13 protein-coding genes and 1 riboswitch are annotated in these 17,494 nt (G+C 35.6%); of the genes, 11 read left to right on the forward strand and 2 right to left on the reverse strand.

Annotated features, from left to right (window positions below; translation table 11 throughout):
- Positions 1–211 precede the first annotated feature (211 nt).
- Positions 212–724, reverse strand: a complete 513-nt coding sequence (locus tag NSQ92_RS26540) for a DUF2812 domain-containing protein (protein ID WP_341153414.1) — start codon at positions 722–724, stop codon at positions 212–214.
- Positions 725–1,047: 323 nt separating this feature from the next.
- Between NSQ92_RS26540 and NSQ92_RS26545 the strand changes: the two genes are divergently transcribed.
- From NSQ92_RS26545 to licT, 7 genes are all read left to right on the forward strand, one after another.
- Positions 1,048–1,737 (forward strand): GntR family transcriptional regulator, encoded by a 690-nt coding sequence (locus tag NSQ92_RS26545; RefSeq protein ID WP_047943372.1) that lies wholly within the window; start codon positions 1,048–1,050, stop codon positions 1,735–1,737.
- A gap of 41 nt (positions 1,738–1,778) precedes the next feature.
- Complete coding sequence (gene uxuA / locus NSQ92_RS26550) at positions 1,779–2,864, forward strand: mannonate dehydratase (protein ID WP_047943373.1); 1,086 nt, start codon at positions 1,779–1,781, stop codon at positions 2,862–2,864.
- 123 nt (positions 2,865–2,987) lie between these two features.
- Positions 2,988–4,514 (forward strand): MFS transporter, encoded by a 1,527-nt coding sequence (locus NSQ92_RS26555; protein WP_047943374.1) that lies wholly within the window; start codon positions 2,988–2,990, stop codon positions 4,512–4,514.
- A gap of 15 nt (positions 4,515–4,529) precedes the next feature.
- On the forward strand, positions 4,530–5,948 hold the full coding sequence (gene uxaC / locus NSQ92_RS26560; protein WP_341153415.1) for a glucuronate isomerase: 1,419 nt from the start codon (positions 4,530–4,532) through the stop codon (positions 5,946–5,948).
- A gap of 255 nt (positions 5,949–6,203) precedes the next feature.
- A complete protein-coding gene (locus NSQ92_RS26565) occupies positions 6,204–8,111 on the forward strand; it encodes a beta-glucoside-specific PTS transporter subunit IIABC (protein WP_047943376.1) in 1,908 nt (635 codons plus the stop codon).
- A 35-nt stretch (positions 8,112–8,146) separates the two neighbouring features.
- Positions 8,147–9,568 (forward strand): 6-phospho-beta-glucosidase, encoded by a 1,422-nt coding sequence (locus NSQ92_RS26570; RefSeq protein WP_341153416.1) that lies wholly within the window; start codon positions 8,147–8,149, stop codon positions 9,566–9,568.
- A 116-nt stretch (positions 9,569–9,684) separates the two neighbouring features.
- The gene (gene licT, locus NSQ92_RS26575) at positions 9,685–10,515 is read left to right on the forward strand and encodes a BglG family transcription antiterminator LicT (protein ID WP_047943378.1); all 831 of its coding nucleotides are present in this window, start codon (positions 9,685–9,687) and stop codon (positions 10,513–10,515) included.
- A gap of 277 nt (positions 10,516–10,792) precedes the next feature.
- Here the strand turns inward: licT and NSQ92_RS26580 are convergent, their stop codons facing one another.
- A complete protein-coding gene (locus NSQ92_RS26580) occupies positions 10,793–10,969 on the reverse strand; it encodes a hypothetical protein (RefSeq protein WP_156485495.1) in 177 nt (58 codons plus the stop codon).
- Between the two features lie 339 nt (positions 10,970–11,308).
- On the opposite strand from NSQ92_RS26580, the gene NSQ92_RS26585 reads away from it, so the two are divergent.
- The 4 genes from NSQ92_RS26585 to NSQ92_RS26600 all read left to right on the forward strand — a co-directional run bounded on the left by NSQ92_RS26585 (position 11,309) and on the right by NSQ92_RS26600 (position 17,255).
- Complete coding sequence (locus tag NSQ92_RS26585) at positions 11,309–12,718, forward strand: TerD family protein (protein WP_047943379.1); 1,410 nt, start codon at positions 11,309–11,311, stop codon at positions 12,716–12,718.
- A gap of 143 nt (positions 12,719–12,861) precedes the next feature.
- Positions 12,862–13,815 (forward strand): AAA family ATPase, encoded by a 954-nt coding sequence (locus NSQ92_RS26590; protein ID WP_047943380.1) that lies wholly within the window; start codon positions 12,862–12,864, stop codon positions 13,813–13,815.
- Complete coding sequence (locus NSQ92_RS26595) at positions 13,815–15,020, forward strand: DUF58 domain-containing protein (RefSeq protein ID WP_341153417.1); 1,206 nt, start codon at positions 13,815–13,817, stop codon at positions 15,018–15,020. Before NSQ92_RS26590 ends, NSQ92_RS26595 begins: the two co-directional genes overlap by 1 nt.
- A complete protein-coding gene (locus NSQ92_RS26600) occupies positions 15,021–17,255 on the forward strand; it encodes a transglutaminase TgpA family protein (protein ID WP_341117076.1) in 2,235 nt (744 codons plus the stop codon).
- Positions 17,256–17,284: 29 nt separating this feature from the next.
- Positions 17,285–17,386, forward strand: a riboswitch (purine riboswitch).
- Positions 17,387–17,494: the final 108 nt, after the last annotated feature.

The raw sequence follows: 17,494 nt of genomic DNA on the forward strand, positions 1-17,494 counted from the left end.
TGAAGTTTTGGCTGATAAATCGGAAGTTTGGCTGAAAAGAGTGAAGTTTTGGCTGATAAATCAGAAGTTTCGCTGAAAAGCATTAATTTGGCATTGGAAACCTGCCAGTTTTAGCTGGAAAACCAAAAGTTAGCTCGGAGTACTCATACCCAAAAGGCCAACAAAGGCAGGTCAAATAGACGCAATAACATATAAAATAGGTTATTTCTAATTAAAGCGGTAATTTCTTGTTCCTTTTTAGAATATAAATTTTTTTAGTAAGAGGAAATCCAATAATAAGGAAGAGAATTCCTATAACAATGAAACCAGTATTTAATAGGATATTAAATACTGGTTTGTCTCTTAGAAAAATGACTTGGAGGCCGGAATAAAGAAAAATTATGGCTAGAATATACCAGATAAAGTTAATTCTTTGATAATGTTCCATTTGGGAATCAATATCTGAATATATAACGAACTTTCCTAAGGCAGCATCTTTTCGAAAATAGTGCCATCTGTTGGCTGATGCGATATGTTCCACATTTAATGCTAGATTATTATTTTTTGGCGTACTCTCTTTTAGAAATGCGATTCTGTAAATAAAATTACCAGGAATGTAGTCTTCCAATAAATAAAACCCTTTGGAAATTTCTTTAAGCGCATACTCTTTTTTACACATTTTATTTAACCATGCTTCTTCTTTTTCAATATTAAAAAAGAAATTTTTATAAATACTTCTGTTCACTTTTTTTCATCGTATTGTTTCCTCTCTCCGGTTCTGTTTTAGCATTTCATTCTATATCAATAATTATTTAATAATTCACATAATAGTTCATTACTTCTAATAAAAGTATAAATATATTGCAAAAGCTGTTAATGGAATTGTCACATTTTAGTACTATTTTTGAATTGTATTCCAAAAGAAATGAAGTTATAATGTACTTAACTACCATATTAGTATATTAATATGTTTTAAAGGAGGCGATTATTGAAATTATTGAAAATGAATGACATTTAACCCTCCTTTTTATATACTAAAAAAATATAAAAAGGAGAAGAGGGTCCCTCATGTCAAATAATAGTGCGAAAGTATTTGCTTATAACCAATTGAAAGATGAAATTTTAAAATTAAAGCTTATACCTGGTACAAAAATCAGTGAAAAAATTATGTCAGATGAATTGCAGGTTAGTAGAACACCTATTAGAGAAGCATTTATAAGATTAGCGCAAGAGGAGTTATTAACGATTGTTCCGCAGAGTGGTACATTTGTCTCTCTAATTAACCTTAGCCTTGCCGAAGAAGCGCGCTTTGTTCGTGAGATAATTGAGACAAATATCGTTGGTTTATGCTGTGAGAATATGACTGATGAAATTTCCCTGAAGTTAGAAATGAACTTAAAGATGCAAGAAATGCTGGCAAGTAATGAAGTAGGAAAACAGGAAAAGGAAAAATTCTTCGATTTGGATGAAAATTTTCATAAGGAACTTTTTATTTGCTGTGGCAAAGAGCGTACTTGGAAAATGATTCAGGATATGGCTGGCCATTTGAATAGATTTCGCTTATTAAGATTAAAAGACATAAAGGATTTAGACTGGGAAATATTAATTAGTCATCATAAAGAAATTTATGAAGCAATCTTAGGTGGAAATCGGACAAAAGCAGAACAATTAATGTCTGACCATATGAGATTAATGCTTTCTGAAAAAGGCGTTTTATTACAAGAGTTTCCTGAATATTTTTATCCGCAGCAATACTAATGGAAAAAGTATGATGGTGCGACAAAGGAGGAAAACAAAATATGCAAATGACGTTTCGATGGTATGGAGAAGGGAATGACACCATCACTTTAAAACAAATACGCCAAATTCCAGGGGTTAAAGGGATAGTGTGGGCTCTGCATGATGTACCTGTTGGAGAAGTCTGGCCGGTGGAGCGTATTGCGGAAGTAGTAAATCAGGCGAAGCAGTATGGATTTCATACAGATGTTGTTGAAAGCGTTAATATTCACGAGGATATAAAACTAGGATTAAATTCAAGACAGCAATATATTGATGCATATAAAGAAACATTAAAGAATCTTAGTCAATTTGGCGTAAAAGTAGTATGTTATAACTTTATGCCTGTCTTTGATTGGCTGCGTACAGATTTATTTAAAGAAACAGAAGATGGCAGTACGGCGTTGTATTTTGATGCTGCAAAAGTCATTTCTCTTACACCTGAGCAAGTAGTGAAAAATATGGAAGAAAATACAAAAGAGTTAACGCTGCCTGGATGGGAGCCAGAGAGACTAAAAGATTTACAGCACTTATTTTCTTTATATAAAGATGTATCTGAAGTGGATTTGTTCGATAATCTGGTATACTTTCTAGAAGAAATTACTCCTGTTGCAGAGCAATGTGGAATTAAAATGGCTATTCATCCGGATGATCCGCCTTTTTCTATCTTTGGGTTGCCTCGGATTGTCAAAAATAAAGAAGATATCGAACGGATTTTAACTAGCGTAGACAGTCCAGCAAACTGTTTAACTTTTTGCTCTGGCTCACTTGGAGCAAATCCAAGTAATGACTTAGTTGATATTGTGAAAACATTCACTAATAGAATTCCTTTTGCGCATATTAGAAATGTAAAGCACTTTGAAGATGGTAGTTTTATAGAAACTTCTCATCGTGCGGAGGATGGGTCTGTACCTATTACTGAAATTGTAAATGGGTTATATGAAAACGGTTTCGTTGGATATGTTCGACCTGATCATGGGAGACATATTTGGGATGAAGTTTGCAGGCCGGGATATGGGTTATATGATCGTGCGTTAGGGGTAATGTACTTATTAGGCGCATGGGATACTAATAAAATTTTAACAAAAGAGAAAATGCAAAAAATATAAATGGTTTAAAAGATAATAGGAAAAGGAGAGGTTCCTGACACTTTCCTTTTTCCTATTATACTTTCAAATAAATGAAAACGTTTTACCTATATTCGTATTGATAATAAATAGGAGGCGTTAGAAATGGAAAAAAAGCAAAAGGATGTTACGCTTGCAAGGAGTATTGGATACGGCTTAACAGATATGATGGGCGGAGGGGCTTTTACCATTATAGGAGCATGGCTTTTGTTTTTTTATACAAGTTATGCTGGTTTGACGCCAGTTCAAGGTGCTTCTATTATTGCAATTGCTCGTATAGTAGATGCAGTCGTCAGCTTATTTATGGGAAGCTTTTCAGACAACTTTTTAAAATTTAAGTTAGGAAGAAAATTTGGACGGCGAAGATTTTTCTTATTGATTGGTTCACCACTAATGCTTGTATATGTATTACTCTGGACTTCGGGAATGAATTATTTATATTATCTTCTTACTTATTTAGCATTTGAGATTATTGCAGCGATGGTTTTAATTCCATGGGAAACACTCCCTTCTGAAATGACAACGGACTTTAATAAACGAACGAAATTATCAACTGCTAGAATGTTTATCTCAGGACTTGGAACCTTTTTAGCCACATTTATACCTGGGCAGCTCTTTAGTATTTTAGGACAAGATAATTCCCTTGCTTTCTTCATTAATGGTGCCTTTTTTGCAGTTGTTTTTGCTATATGTGTGTATATTTCTTTCCGTTCTACATGGGAACGAGAAGTTTCGCCTGAAGAATTACAACTACTGATAAGCCAGAAGAAAGAACGAAAAAATGGTTTAAAGGTAGTGATACAAATGTTTGTGGACTTTGCTTCCACTTTCAGGGTGAAAAGCTTTCGTAAGCATTTATTAATTTATATTTGTTCGATGACAGCGAAAGATGCTTTTAACGCAGTATTTGTATTCTTTTGTGTATACGCTTTAAATAGTACTTCCACTGTAGCAGCGAATCTACTTTCATTTAGTATTATTGGGCTACCTGGAGCTATTCTATATGGATTTTTAATGATTAAAATTGGACCAGCAAATTTATTTAAAATATCGTATTCTACTATGATTCTGTGTTTATTAGGATATGGGGCGGTTTATTTATATCATCCTAGTAATCTAATCCTCGTATTAGGGGTTATTTCCTTCTTGTATCAAATTGGAAGAAGTATGCTGGAATTCGTTCCTTGGAATGTCTTTCCGTTTATTCCAGATGTAGATGAAATGATTACAACGAAAAGAAGAGAAGGAATCTTTGCTTCTGTAATGACGTTCTTTAGAAAGTCTTCTGTTGCACTTGCGACCTTTTTAGTTGGAGCCATCTTAGAGAAAGGGGGATTTGTACAAGGCTCGGCAACGCAGCCACAGAGTGCTGTTGATACTATAATGTATATCATGATTATTGGGGTAGGTCTTTTGCTTTTTATTTCATTAATTGCAGCATTCACCTTTAAATTAAATAAAGAAACGCATGGAATTCTTGTAGAGGAAATTGAACGTTTAAAGAACAACGGTTTAAAAAAGGATGTAGATCCAAAAACGAAGAAAGTGGTCGAATCCTTAACAGGTTATTCCTATGAAAAGCTTTGGGGTGGAAAGACAGATGAAGATTTAACACAAGTAAAGATTAATTAAGAGGAGGATAACAAAATGAAGACTTTTATGGATAAAGATTTTTTACTGCAGACAGAAACAGCGAAAACATTATTTCATGATTATGCGGCGACCATGCCAATCTATGACTATCATTGTCATTTAGACCCAAAGGAAATTTATGAGAATCGAAGATATGAAAACATTACAGAGCTGTGGCTGGAGGGGGACCATTATAAATGGCGTGCCATGCGTGCTAATGGTATAGATGAATTCTATATAACTGGAGATGCAGACGACTACAGTAAGTTTGAAAAATGGGCTGAGACTGTAGAGAAGTTAATTGGAAATCCACTTTATCATTGGACGCATTTAGAGTTAAAACAATATTTTGGAGTGGAAGCAATTCTAAAACGAACGTCAGCAAAGGAAATATGGGAAACTTGTAATCGCAAAATACAGAGTCCAGACTTTTCAGCAAGAAGCTTAATTGAAAGGTCAAATGTAGCTCTTATTGGTACTACAGATGATCCGATTGATGATTTAGTTTTTCATAAGTTATTACAAGAAGACAAAACTTTTTCAACAACTGTTTTACCAGCATTTCGTCCAGATCATCTAATGGCTATTCAAAGCAATTATTGGGCGGAGTATGTTGAAAAACTAAGCAATCTTACAGGAGTAGAAATTACGAGTTATAGCACTTTGATGGAGGCAATAGATCATAGGATAGATTATTTTCATGAGATTGGCTGCAAATTGTCTGACCATAGTTTAGAAATGGTAGTATATGAATCAGCAACAAGGGAAGAGTTGGATATGATAGTAAAAAAAGCGTTGACTGGTGAGGCTATTACTCTAAAAGAAAATAATCAGTTTTTGACTAGTTTACTTGTCAGCCTTGGTAAAGCATATAGCCAAAGAGGATGGGTGATGCAATATCATATCGGAGCATTAAGAAGTGCCAACTCTCGTTTATTTCAAACAATTGGTGCAAATATAGGCTGTGATTCGATGCAAGATAGTCCTATTGCTATTCCATTAGCGAAATTATTAGATGAGCTGGATCGAGATAGCAGCCTGCCAAAGACCATTCTGTATGGATTAAATCCGAATACTAATGAAGTTTTAGCAACAATGGCTGGAAATTTCCAAGAAGGTGGAATTCCCTCTAAACTACAATTCGGATCTGGCTGGTGGTTTAATGATCATATTGATGGCATGGCAGCACAAATGAAAACACTTGCAAATCAAGGGCTATTATCGAGATTTATTGGAATGCTGACAGATTCGCGCAGTTTTTTATCTTATAGCCGTCATGATTATTTTAGAAGAATTCTATGTAATCTAATAGGGAATTGGGTGGAAAATGGGGAGTACCCAAATGATATGGAATGGCTCAGTCAAATTGTTCAGGATATATCTTACTATAATGCTCAGCGCTATTTTGATTTTCAGTTAAAAATGGATTATTAATTGAAAGAAAATAAATAGGAACTTAAATAAAAAAATTAATTTTTCTAAAAAGAAAGCGTTGACATGTATAACGAGACGTGATAAATTACAGATATCAAATAACAAAACTTAAAAGTTCCGTGAAGGAATGTTACCTTAAGTGGGCATAACCTGAACTGACTAGAAAAACATGCTATTGTTTTGCGTGTATTTTAGTCAGGTCAGGTTTTTTTATTTGTAAAAACCAAATTCCATAGCTGAAGGAAGGGTAAAAAAATGAAATATGAGCAATTAGCAAAAGATATCATTGCGAATGTAGGTGGAAAAGAAAACGTTTCCAGTGTTGTGCACTGTATTACACGTCTCCGCTTTAAGCTTAAAGATGAAAGTAAAGCGAATACAGAAGTCCTAAAAAATATGGATGATGTTGTAACTGTCATGAAAAGCGGCGGTCAATATCAAGTCGTTATCGGCAACCATGTTCCAGATGTATACAAAGCAGTTGTATCAGTAGGAGGTTTCCAGAGCCAGCAGCCTGTAGAGGAAGAGGAAGGTTCTAAAGGTTCACTTTTCAATCGATTTATCGACATGATTTCAAGTATTTTCACGCCAGTTCTTGGTGTTTTAGCAGCTTCAGGGATGATTAAAGGGTTTAATGCACTATTTCTATCAACAAAATTGTTAACGGAATCATCTGGTACTTATCAAATTTTAAATGCCACAGGTGACGCACTATTTTATTTCTTACCAATCTTCTTAGGATATACTGCGATTAAGAAATTTGGAGGAACACCGTTTATTGGAATGGCGATAGGGGCTGCATTAGTTTATCCAACCTTATCCACTTTAACGACGGGTGATCCATTATATACTTTGTTTGGAGGTACATTATTTGAATCGCCGATCCATGTTACGTTTTTAGGGATACCAGTAATTTTAATGAGTTATTCTTCTTCGGTTATCCCAATTATTTTATCGACATTCTTTGCATCTAAAGTAGAGAAATGGCTAAGAAATGTCATTCCTGATGTAGTGAAAACATTTATTGTGCCATTATTTACATTAGTGATTGTAGTTCCAGTCACATTTCTTGTTATTGGGCCTATTGCAACATGGGCAAGTACATTAATCGGTCAAGGATCTTTATTCTTATATAATTTAAGTCCCGCTATTGCAGGTTTATTGATTGGTGGATTCTGGCAAGTGCTTGTTATTTTCGGTCTTCATTGGGGATTAGTGCCAATTGCTATTAACAATGTAGCGACACTTGGCTATGATACGATTTTATCTCCAGTCTTCGCAGCGTCTTTTGCACAGATCGGGGCAGTTCTTGCAATTTTGATCAAAACAAAAAATCAAAAGTTAAAAACATTGAGTTATCCAGCGTTTATTTCCGGTATCTTTGGTGTAACGGAGCCAGCTATTTACGGAATTACCTTACCTTTAAAGAAACCATTTATTATTAGCTGTATTGGTGCAGGTATTGGTGGTGCTATTGCCGGGTTAACAGATGTAAAGGGTTACATCGTTGGTGGTCTTGGAATTTTTGGTATTCCTTCTTATATTACACCTGAGGGAATCAATATGAACTTATGGGGAGCACTTATTTCCATCATTGTTGGCTTTATCGTAGCGTTCTTATTGACATTGTTCTTTGGCGGCATTAACAAAGGCCAAAATTCAACAGGAAATACTACAGCATCGAACCAAGTAGCAGCAACAAAGGTAGAAAAAGAGGAAGTGTTAAGCCCCCTAAAGGGCGAGGTAAAACCTTTATCAGAAGTTAAAGATGAAGCATTCGCATCTGGTGCACTTGGCCATGGAATTGCTATTGAACCGAGTGAAGGGAAATTATATTCTCCTGCTGATGGGACGGTTTCTGCTTTATTTCCGACGAAACATGCAATTGGGATTACAACAGATACTGGTGCAGATATTTTGATTCATATCGGAATGGATACTGTGCAATTAGAAGGCCAGCATTTTACTGTACACACCACACAAGGTGAGTTAGTGAAAAAAGGACAATTGCTTATTGAATTTGATATAGATGAAATAGCTAATTCCGGCAAGCCTTTAACGACACCAATTGTGATTACAAATTATAGAGAGTTTCATTTAGAGGTAACAGATAAAAAACAGATTCAACAAGGAGATTCTTTATTCCACCTCGAAACTAAGTAAAAATAAGCAAGAATTATGAGAAAGGATGAGACATTATGGCATTTCCACAAGGTTTTTTATGGGGCGGTGCAATTGCCGCTAATCAAGCAGAAGGAGCCTATTTAGAGGATGGGAAGGGCTTAACTACGGTTGATTTATTGCCAACAGGTAATAAAAGATTTGAAATTATGATGGGCAAGCTTCCTTCTTATCAACCACTGGAAGGGGAATTTTATCCTTCGCATGAAGCGATTGACTTCTATCATCGTTATAAAGAAGATATTGCTCTATTTGCAGAAATGGGATTTAAAGCATTGCGCTTATCGATTTCATGGGCTAGAATTTTTCCAAATGGAGATGACGCTGCTCCAAATGAAGCGGGATTGAAATTTTATGATAATGTTTTCGATGAGCTCTTAAAATATGGAATCGAGCCAGTCGTAACCATTGCTCATTTTGATGTACCAATAAATCTAGTAAAGAATTATGGCAGCTGGAAAAATCGTAAATTAGTCGATTTCTTTGAAAAATATGCAACTACCTTATTTGAGCGATATAAGGATAAAGTGAAATATTGGATGACCTTTAATGAGATCAATATGCTTTTACATTTACCGTTTGTTGGAGCAGGTTTGGTATTTGAAGAAGGAGAAGATAAGCTTCAAGTGAAATATCAAGCAGCCCATCATCAATTGGTTGCTAGCAGCTTAGCGGTAAAAGCTGGGCATGAGATAAATCCTGAGATGAAAATTGGCTGTATGCTGGCGGCCGGTCAAACGTATCCATATTCTTGTAATCCAGATGATGTCTTGGATGCAATGGAAAAGGATAGAGATTCTTTCTTTTTCATAGACGTTCAATCTCGTGGGAAATATCCTGGCTATGCGAAAAGGTTTTTCCAAGATAAGAATTTAAAGATTGAAATGGAAGAACAGGATGAAGCGTTATTAGAGAAATATACCGTTGACTATATAGGCTTTAGTTATTATGCAAGTCGTACGACAAGTACAAATCCAGAGGTCAATAAGCAGACCTCGGGTAATGTGTTTGGTTCTATTGAAAATCCATACTTGGAAAAGTCGGAATGGGGTTGGACGATTGATCCTAAAGGTTTCCGTATCACTGCAAATCAATTGTATGATCGCTATCAAAAGCCGCTATTTGTAGTAGAAAATGGGTTAGGTGCTGTCGATATACCTTCGGAAGATGGAGAGGTAAAGGACGATTATCGGATAGATTATCTACGAAAGCATGTTATAGAAATGTCTGAGGCCATAGAGGATGGTGTAGAAATGATCGGATATACGAGCTGGGGGCCAATTGATATTGTAAGTGCTTCTACTGGTGAAATGAAAAAACGCTATGGTTATATTTATGTAGATAAAGATAACGAAGGGAACGGAACATTAGAGCGATCAAAGAAAAAGAGCTTTGATTGGTATAAAGAGGTTATTGCCTCCAATGGAGAGAATGTATAAAGGGAAATAGGAAAGTTGATTTTTCAGCTTTCCTTCTTTCCTATTTTTAAACCATACTATCACGATCACTTATCCATGATAAGGAAAAAAAGCCATATTAAACTACAGGTGGTCAAATGAAAATAGAAAAAGTATATAACAATAATGTAATTGCTGCATTTAATGAAAAAGACGAAGAATTAGTAGTAATGGGAAGAGGGATAGCTTTTCAAAAGAAGCCTGGTGATTTAGTGGAAGAAGCAAAAATTGAAAAAATATTTGCTTTGAAAAATAATGATATGTCGGAAAAGTTTAAAACACTTTTATATGAAGTACCTGTTGAATATATCGAAATCACAGAGGAAGTCATTAAGATTGCTAGCAGCAGGCTAGGCAGAAAGTTAAATGATAGTTTTTATATCTCTTTAACAGATCATTTGCATTTTGCTGTTCAGAGAATCGAAAAGGGGTTTGAAATTAAGAACGCTTTATTATGGGAAATAAAAAGATTTTATAAGGAAGAGTTTGCTATTGGTTTAGAGACCATTCAACTAATGAAGGAGAAATTAGGCATTGAGCTGCCAGAAGATGAAGCTGGTTTTATTGCGATGCATCTAGTTAATTCAGACCTGAGTCAAGAAATGCCTAATATCGCGAACATCACAAAGGTTATGCAAAATATATTAAATATTGTTAAATACCATTATAAGATGGAATTTGACGAGGACTCTTTAAATTACTTTCGATTTCTTACTCATTTGAAGTTCTTTGCGCAAAGACTCTATAGTAAGACATACATGGATGATGACGATCCATATCTATTCGAAATGGTGAAACATAAGCATAGGGAAGCTTTTATATGTACGGAAAAAATAAATGAATATATTGAAAGTCAATTCAATTATTCTTTAACAGATAATGAAAAGTTATATTTAGCTATTCATATACAAAGAGTTGTTAATCGTTAGTTTCTCCATTAAGAGAATTTAGAGGTTATAGGAGATCAACTGTCCATAAAAATTTGATGGTTCACATTAACCATCAGTGAGGAGGAAACACCTCCCGCTGATAGAAGTTTTAATATATTGAAGATAAGTTAAATCATTTAGGCTTTGTTCTAATAAAATGTTGTTTAGAAAGCATGCCATAGAGAAACAAGGAAAGAAAGCATTCATCTTTTTGCCAAAAACATTCATTGAACAAAGCCTTAAATGAAGAAGATATAGAATTTTATATGATAAATGATTACTGTGTAATCGATTGATCTGTAATATCTTTTTCCTCTGCTTGTTCCTCTGTGGTGTCTTCTTGTAATTTCTCGTATTCTTTTCTTACCTCTCCGCAAGTGATGCATATACCACTGTAATAATAATTATATTTATGATATTTTCGTATCTTACAAATAAGGGAACCAAATAACATACATAACAACTCCTTTACCTTTTCCATTCTACCGTACAAGAGAATTTTGTTCGGTTAAATAACCGTTACGAACCTACCAAATTCATGACAAACATGTCTTCTTCATCTTTTTTATGACAAACCTCCAAAAAACATTACAAATTAGAAGAGAAAAGGTATAGAAAGAATAGAGATATTGAGGAATTGCTAAAAGAGGAAACTTTTTCATGGTTTATATCGTAAAAGGTGTAGTTGTAATACAACTGTAAATGAATATACGTACAATTACCTAGATAATGCTGTAAAATAATAGTTATCGATAGTTGGAAGAAAATGATTGTAAAAAAGGAGAGGTTCTTTGTGGGGGTCATGCTTAGCAAGGGTCAAAAGATAGATTTGACAAAATCACATCCTGGGTTAAGTAAGGTAGTAATTGGTTTAGGGTGGGATATCAATCAACATGGTGCCAACTATGATTTAGATGCGTCAGCTTTTTTGTTGGGCGATAATCATAAAGTATGGAGTGATAATGATTTTATTTTTTATAATAACCCAACTGGTCCTAACGGATCGGTAGTATATAGCGGGGATAACCGGACGGGGCATGGCGGAATGGATGACGAACAAATTCGAGTGAATTTATCCCAAGTACCTGCCGCTATTCAACGCATTGCTTTTACCATTACCATTCATGATGCGTATAATAAAGGACAAAATTTTGGTCAAATATCTAATGCCTATGTCAGAGTTTTTAATGAGGGAGATCAAGTAGAACTTCTTCGTTTTAATCTTGGAAGAGATTATACAATTGAAACTGCTATTGTTGCAGCCGAGTTATACCGTCATCACGGAGAATGGAAATTTAATGCTGTCGGAAGTGGCTTTCAAGGTGGACTAGCTGTCTTATGCCGCAATTTTGGAGTAACAGTTGATGATGAACCGCAAGCACCTGCTTATCCTAATGAATCTATCCAACAAGCTTATCAAGAACCTAATAGGCCTTATTACCAGTCATTTGAAACGCAAACTTATCCGGCTTTTAGCAGCGGGGCTTATCAGCCAAACGGGCAACCTTCTTATTCAACAAATACGCATCCACAAATGTATGGACAAGCTGCTGTCAATGACGCATATTCTAGTGATCATATGCAGTGTATGAGATGTAGAAGTACCAATGTCCGTACCGGTGAAAAAGGCTTTGGGATTGGCAAAGCGGCAATTGGTGGATTGATTTTAGGACCTGTCGGTTTATTAGGTGGATTTATTGGAAAAGGACAGCTGAAAATAACATGCAATAGTTGTGGCTATAGTTGGTCTCCATCTCAGACGGATTATGCAGAATGGGGAAGGCAGCAGAAACAAAGAGCTAGAGATATCTTTATGCGCTATAAAAATCCAGAAGTATTAGACGCTGTTGTTGCTGCATGTGCATTAGTAGGTATGGCTGACGGAAGATTGGACCATACGGAAGAACAAAAAATGATGGAGTTTATCCATCAAAGTGAGGAATTACGTGTTTTTGATACAAATAAAGTAATTCAGCAATTTAATTACTTTGTCCGAAAAATAGAATACGATCAAATTATTGGTAGAGCCGAAAGCTTTCGCGCACTAGGAAAAGTTCGCTCAAAGCCAGAGATTGCTAGACTTGTAGCTCGGTATTGTATTGCGATTGGATATGCAGATGGTCATTTTGATCAAAGGGAAAAACAAGTGGTGACGGAAATTTGTCGAGAATTAGGTTTAAACCCACAGGAATTTTTATCTTAAAAAATGGCAATGCTTGATATAGAAGCTAGATGAATAAGAATGGATTGGTTACTAGTAAGAAAAATGATTACTTAGTTGAAAGATAGTGTCGTAACAATGCAACTAAAACTAGCAATTTACTAGAATGCAACAGGAGGAGAAGAATGGCAGGAAATCATAGTTTGGTAATTAACAGAATAATCGGTAATATCGAAAAGGTGATGATTGGGAAAAGGGATGTAGCAGAACTGAGTTTAATTGCTTTGCTTGCCCAAGGACATGTTTTATTAGAAGATGTTCCAGGAGTTGGGAAAACAATGATGGTGCGAGCTTTAGCGAAATCAGTAGGTGCTAATTTTCGTAGAATTCAATTCACTCCAGACCTCTTACCTTCTGATGTAACGGGAGTGTCTATTTATAACCCGAAAGAGCTAGAATTTCAATTTGTGCCAGGACCAATTATGGGGAATATTATTCTAGCTGATGAAATAAATCGAACATCACCAAAGACTCAGTCAGCTCTTTTGGAAGCGATGGAAGAAAGTAGTGTAACGATTGATGGCGTGACACATCATTTACAAAAGCCATTCTTTGTTATGGCAACCCAGAACCCAATTGAATATGAAGGAACCTATCCTCTTCCAGAAGCACAGCTAGATCGTTTCTTATTGAAAATGAATATGGGATATCCAACCGTAGAAGAAGAAATAGAAGTGCTGACTAGAGTCCAAGTAGCAGCGCCAATTGAAAAATTAGAGTCAGTTGTAAGCTTAGATGAGTTACTTACTCTTCAAGATGAAGTAAGACAAGTGTATGTGGATGAAACGATTAAAAAATACATTGTGGAGCTCGCAACAGCAACTAGAGAAAATGCGAGTATTTATCTAGGAGTCAGTCCGAGGGGTTCCATTGCATTAATGAGAGCATCCCAAAGCTATGCCTTTATTCAAGGAAGAGATTATGTCATCCCAGATGATGTGCAATTCTTAGTAAAAGCTGTTTTTGCTCATCGAATGATTTTAAAATCAGAAACAAAGTTCGATGGGATAACAGCAGAAGAAATTATTAATCGAATTATCGGGCAAGTGCCTGTACCAGTACAAAGGTTAGTGAAGTAATGAAAAGATTTTTGCATAAATTAAATCGGGTTTGGAAATTAATTTTGCTATTTTTACTAATAGTGATGGTATTTTCCTATGCTATGTTTCAAGGTGGGTTTGTAAGCTGGTTTTTATTTTATAGTTTTTTACCATTTGCTTTATATGGTCTTTTAATTGCAGTCTATCCAATGCGGGATTGGCAAGTAAAAAGAAAAATTTTGAAATATGAATATAGGGCGAAAGAAGAAATGCAAGTAGAAATTGAATTAACGAGAAACTCGTTTTTTCCTGTTTTTTATATGGTGGTGAGAGATTCATTTAATTCCACAATGGGGCAAAAAATAGAAGAAAAGAGAATGTTAATGCCTGGATTAAAGCGGAGACTCCGCTTTAATTATACGGTGAAGGAGTTGCCAAGAGGAGAGCATGTATTTGATCAAATCTTTCTCCAATTGGGTGACCCTTTAGGTCTGATTGAGAAGGAGAAGGTCTATATTCAAGTAGAACGGATTCTAGTGTATCCTCCTATTGAAGAAATGATATACAAACCGCTGGAAAATCACTATGAGCAGGGAATGATCTCATCGAAAGAGCGCGTGCAGCGAGATACGACAATGGCAGTTGGTGTGAGAGAGTATCAGCCAGGTGACCGCTTTTCATGGATTAACTGGAAAGCAAGTGCAAGGCGCAACAATATGATGACAAAGGAATTTGAACAAAAACAGTCGCATGACATTATGATTGTGATGGATTGCCAAGAAAATAAAAGATTTGAAACGACAGTGTCTTTCACTGCTTCTATCCTTCGAGTTATTTTAAAAAAAGGTGCGCAAGTAGGCTTATTATCGGTAGATACGGAGCGTAAGATTTTTCCAATAAGGGGAGGGGAAAGTCACCAACAATACCTGCTCTATCATTTAGCAAAAGTACGTGCTACAAAGGAAATCACATTAGCAGAGGTTGTAGATTATGAAAGTAGTCAATTGCCTCCACAGGCCACAATCATGTTAATTACTTCCCAAGTAACAAGAGAACTTATAGATAAAGCTGGGTGGTTGGCAAGTAAAAGATATAATATCGTGATGTTTGCCATCACTGGACAAAAGGAAGGTTTATCTAGTGAAGAAAGAACATTAAGTGCTTTTGCTGGAAAAAAAGGCATTCAAATCATTCCTGTTTCTGAGGGGAGATTTAAAGAAGCTTTTGGAGAGGGGCTGGCATAAATGGGAACGCCCTATAGCAAAAAACATATCACAATTGCTAATTTTTTATTATACATTTTAGGTTTCTTACTAATTTGTGAATGGCTCGGACCATTAGAAGAATTAACGAATACAGAGAATGTGATTGTCTTTCACTTATTTCTTGCGTTATCTTTATTGTTAGCCTTTTCCCGGACACCAAGCTGGGTAAGCGGCACATTGAAGACTGTTTATATTATATTTATTCTTCAATATTTATATTATGAGGAATCATTTTTTACTTTCCAATGGATTCAACCTTTTGCAGCCGAATTTATCGATAATTTAGCATTGGTATTTAATACAAAGTGGCCGGAAATGACGAATATGTTTAAAAGCAGTCTCTGTTTCATTTTATTATGGCTGATGGCGTATTTAATTGATTATTGGCTAATTAAGCGAAGAAAGATTTTTACATTCTTTTTGCTGACAATTATTTATATTACCGTATTAGATACTTTTACGATTTATAGTGCTGATTTGGCAATTATTCGTACGGTAATCATAGGTTTTACAGCAATGGGCATGTTAACATTTTTTCGATTAAGTGATAAAGAAGGATCTGGAAATACTAACAGTTCGATCGTAAAATGGATGATTCCTTTACTTCTATTCGTAATAGGAAGTGCTGGAATTGGCTATTTATCACCAAAGGCAGATCCTATTTGGCCAGACCCTGTTCCTTTTATCCAGACAATGGGGGATAAAGGAGGAGTAGAGGATGGAGATATTCCAGGAAGCGGTATTCATAGAGTTGGTTATAGTGTTGATGATTCAAGATTAGGGGGAGACTTTATTGGTGATTCTTCCTTGGTCTTTGTTGCGGAGGTAGAAAAGCCTCATTATTGGAAGGTAGAAACGAAAGATACTTATACAGGAAAAGGCTGGGTCCAATCAGAGGAATCCTTAAAATTAAATCGGGACAACTTTGAAGTATTAGATCAAGGTGGCGCAATTCCTTTTGTCTCTTTTGTAGAAGGGGAAAATGTGAAGCGGACAGAGTCTGAAAGCACTGTGCAATTTACGAATGGCTTTTCTTATTTACTATATCCATTAGGAGTAAAAGAAGTGTCTGCTGCTAATTCGTTCATGGAAATTGAAAGTGGGAATGAACGTGGCGTTTTTAATGGATATGTAGAAAGTTACTCGGTAAAATATGATGTGCCGGAATACAGTCTAAATGCGTTAACAACAGCTGATATGGAAGACTTTATAAGAAATAATCCAGATATGGTGAATCGCTACCTTCAGCTTCCCGATTCATTACCGCAAAGAGTGAAAGACCTTGCTGCTGATATAACGAAAAATGATGAAAATGTATTTGCAAAGGTACGTGCGATAGAAACCTATTTCTCATCTAATGGTTTTACTTATAGTCAAAATAATGTGGCAGTCCCGAATGAGAAAGAGGATTATGTGGATCAATTCTTATTTGAAACAAAGCTGGGTTATTGTGATAACTATTCGACTTCTATGGTTACCTTGCTGCGTTCTATTGGGATTCCCTCAAGATGGGTTAAAGGTTTTACAGAGGGAGAATTTGTAGAAGCGGACGGGGATATTCGCCGCTATGAGGTTACAAATAATAATGCACATTCTTGGGTAGAGGTTTATTTTCCAGATGTAGGCTGGGTTGCTTTTGAGCCAACGCAAGGATTCTCTAATGCGAATACGTATATAAATGATGTGGAGAGCAATCAAAATACTGGGAATACTGAAACGCAAACGCCGGAGCAACAGGAACGAAAGCCAGAAACCCCAGAAAATAAACCAGAAAATCCAGAGCAAACAATGGAGAAAACATCACCATCTACAGATGGGCAGAAGAATTACACAACTATTGTTAAAGACAATTGGCAGTGGGCCACTACGGTTCTAGTAATCATTATTACAGCAGGATTAGCAGCTTATAAATTTCGCTATAAATGGCTTCCTTATTATTATATTTGGAAATTCCGAAACACAACGGAGGAAACTAACTTTCCGAAGGCTTATATGGTGCTGCTGCATCTACTAGAGATAGCTGGACTCCGCAAGAAGGAAGAAATTACCTTAAGAGAGTATGCGAAGCAAATAGATCACATTTATTCAAGCAAAGAAATGAGCCAATTGACTGCTAAATATGAGGAATATCTGTACAAAGGTTATATGCAAAAAGAGACTTGGGAAGATATGAGAGAATTGTGGGAAAATTTAATTAAAAAAACAACAGCTTGACCATCGATTCGACATGTTGTTACAATATTCACATCTATATATAATTCCTTCATATATCCTCGATGATATGGTTCGAGAGTCTCTACCGGGTCGCCTTAAATGATCTGACTATGAAGGCAGATAAGTCTTTGGATTATTTAGCTTATATGAAGAAACCAAAAAGACTAGAATTCTGCCTTCGTTTTTATTTGAGGCGGATTCTAGTCTTTTTTTGTGGTTACATTATAAAAGTTGGTTGA

The sequence above is a fragment of the Niallia sp. FSL M8-0099 genome, assembly GCF_038006945.1.
Taxonomy (GTDB): domain Bacteria; phylum Bacillota; class Bacilli; order Bacillales; family Cytobacillaceae; genus Niallia; species Niallia circulans.

Bases quoted from the DNA above. Each gene is read 5' to 3' on its own strand.
- NSQ92_RS26570 (WP_341153416.1), top strand. From the start codon at position 8,147: ATGGCATTTCCACAAGGTTTTTTATGGGGCGGTGCAATTGCCGCTAAT.
- NSQ92_RS26545 (WP_047943372.1), top strand. From the start codon at position 1,048: ATGTCAAATAATAGTGCGAAAGTATTTGCTTATAACCAATTGAAAGAT.
- NSQ92_RS26580 (WP_156485495.1), bottom strand. From the start codon at position 10,969: ATGTTATTTGGTTCCCTTATTTGTAAGATACGAAAATATCATAAATAT.
- NSQ92_RS26595 (WP_341153417.1), top strand. From the start codon at position 13,815: ATGAAAAGATTTTTGCATAAATTAAATCGGGTTTGGAAATTAATTTTG.
- uxuA (WP_047943373.1), top strand. From the start codon at position 1,779: ATGCAAATGACGTTTCGATGGTATGGAGAAGGGAATGACACCATCACT.
- licT (WP_047943378.1), top strand. From the start codon at position 9,685: ATGAAAATAGAAAAAGTATATAACAATAATGTAATTGCTGCATTTAAT.
- uxaC (WP_341153415.1), top strand. From the start codon at position 4,530: ATGAAGACTTTTATGGATAAAGATTTTTTACTGCAGACAGAAACAGCG.
- NSQ92_RS26555 (WP_047943374.1), top strand. From the start codon at position 2,988: ATGGAAAAAAAGCAAAAGGATGTTACGCTTGCAAGGAGTATTGGATAC.
- NSQ92_RS26565 (WP_047943376.1), top strand. From the start codon at position 6,204: ATGAAATATGAGCAATTAGCAAAAGATATCATTGCGAATGTAGGTGGA.
- NSQ92_RS26600 (WP_341117076.1), top strand. From the start codon at position 15,021: ATGGGAACGCCCTATAGCAAAAAACATATCACAATTGCTAATTTTTTA.
- NSQ92_RS26590 (WP_047943380.1), top strand. From the start codon at position 12,862: ATGGCAGGAAATCATAGTTTGGTAATTAACAGAATAATCGGTAATATC.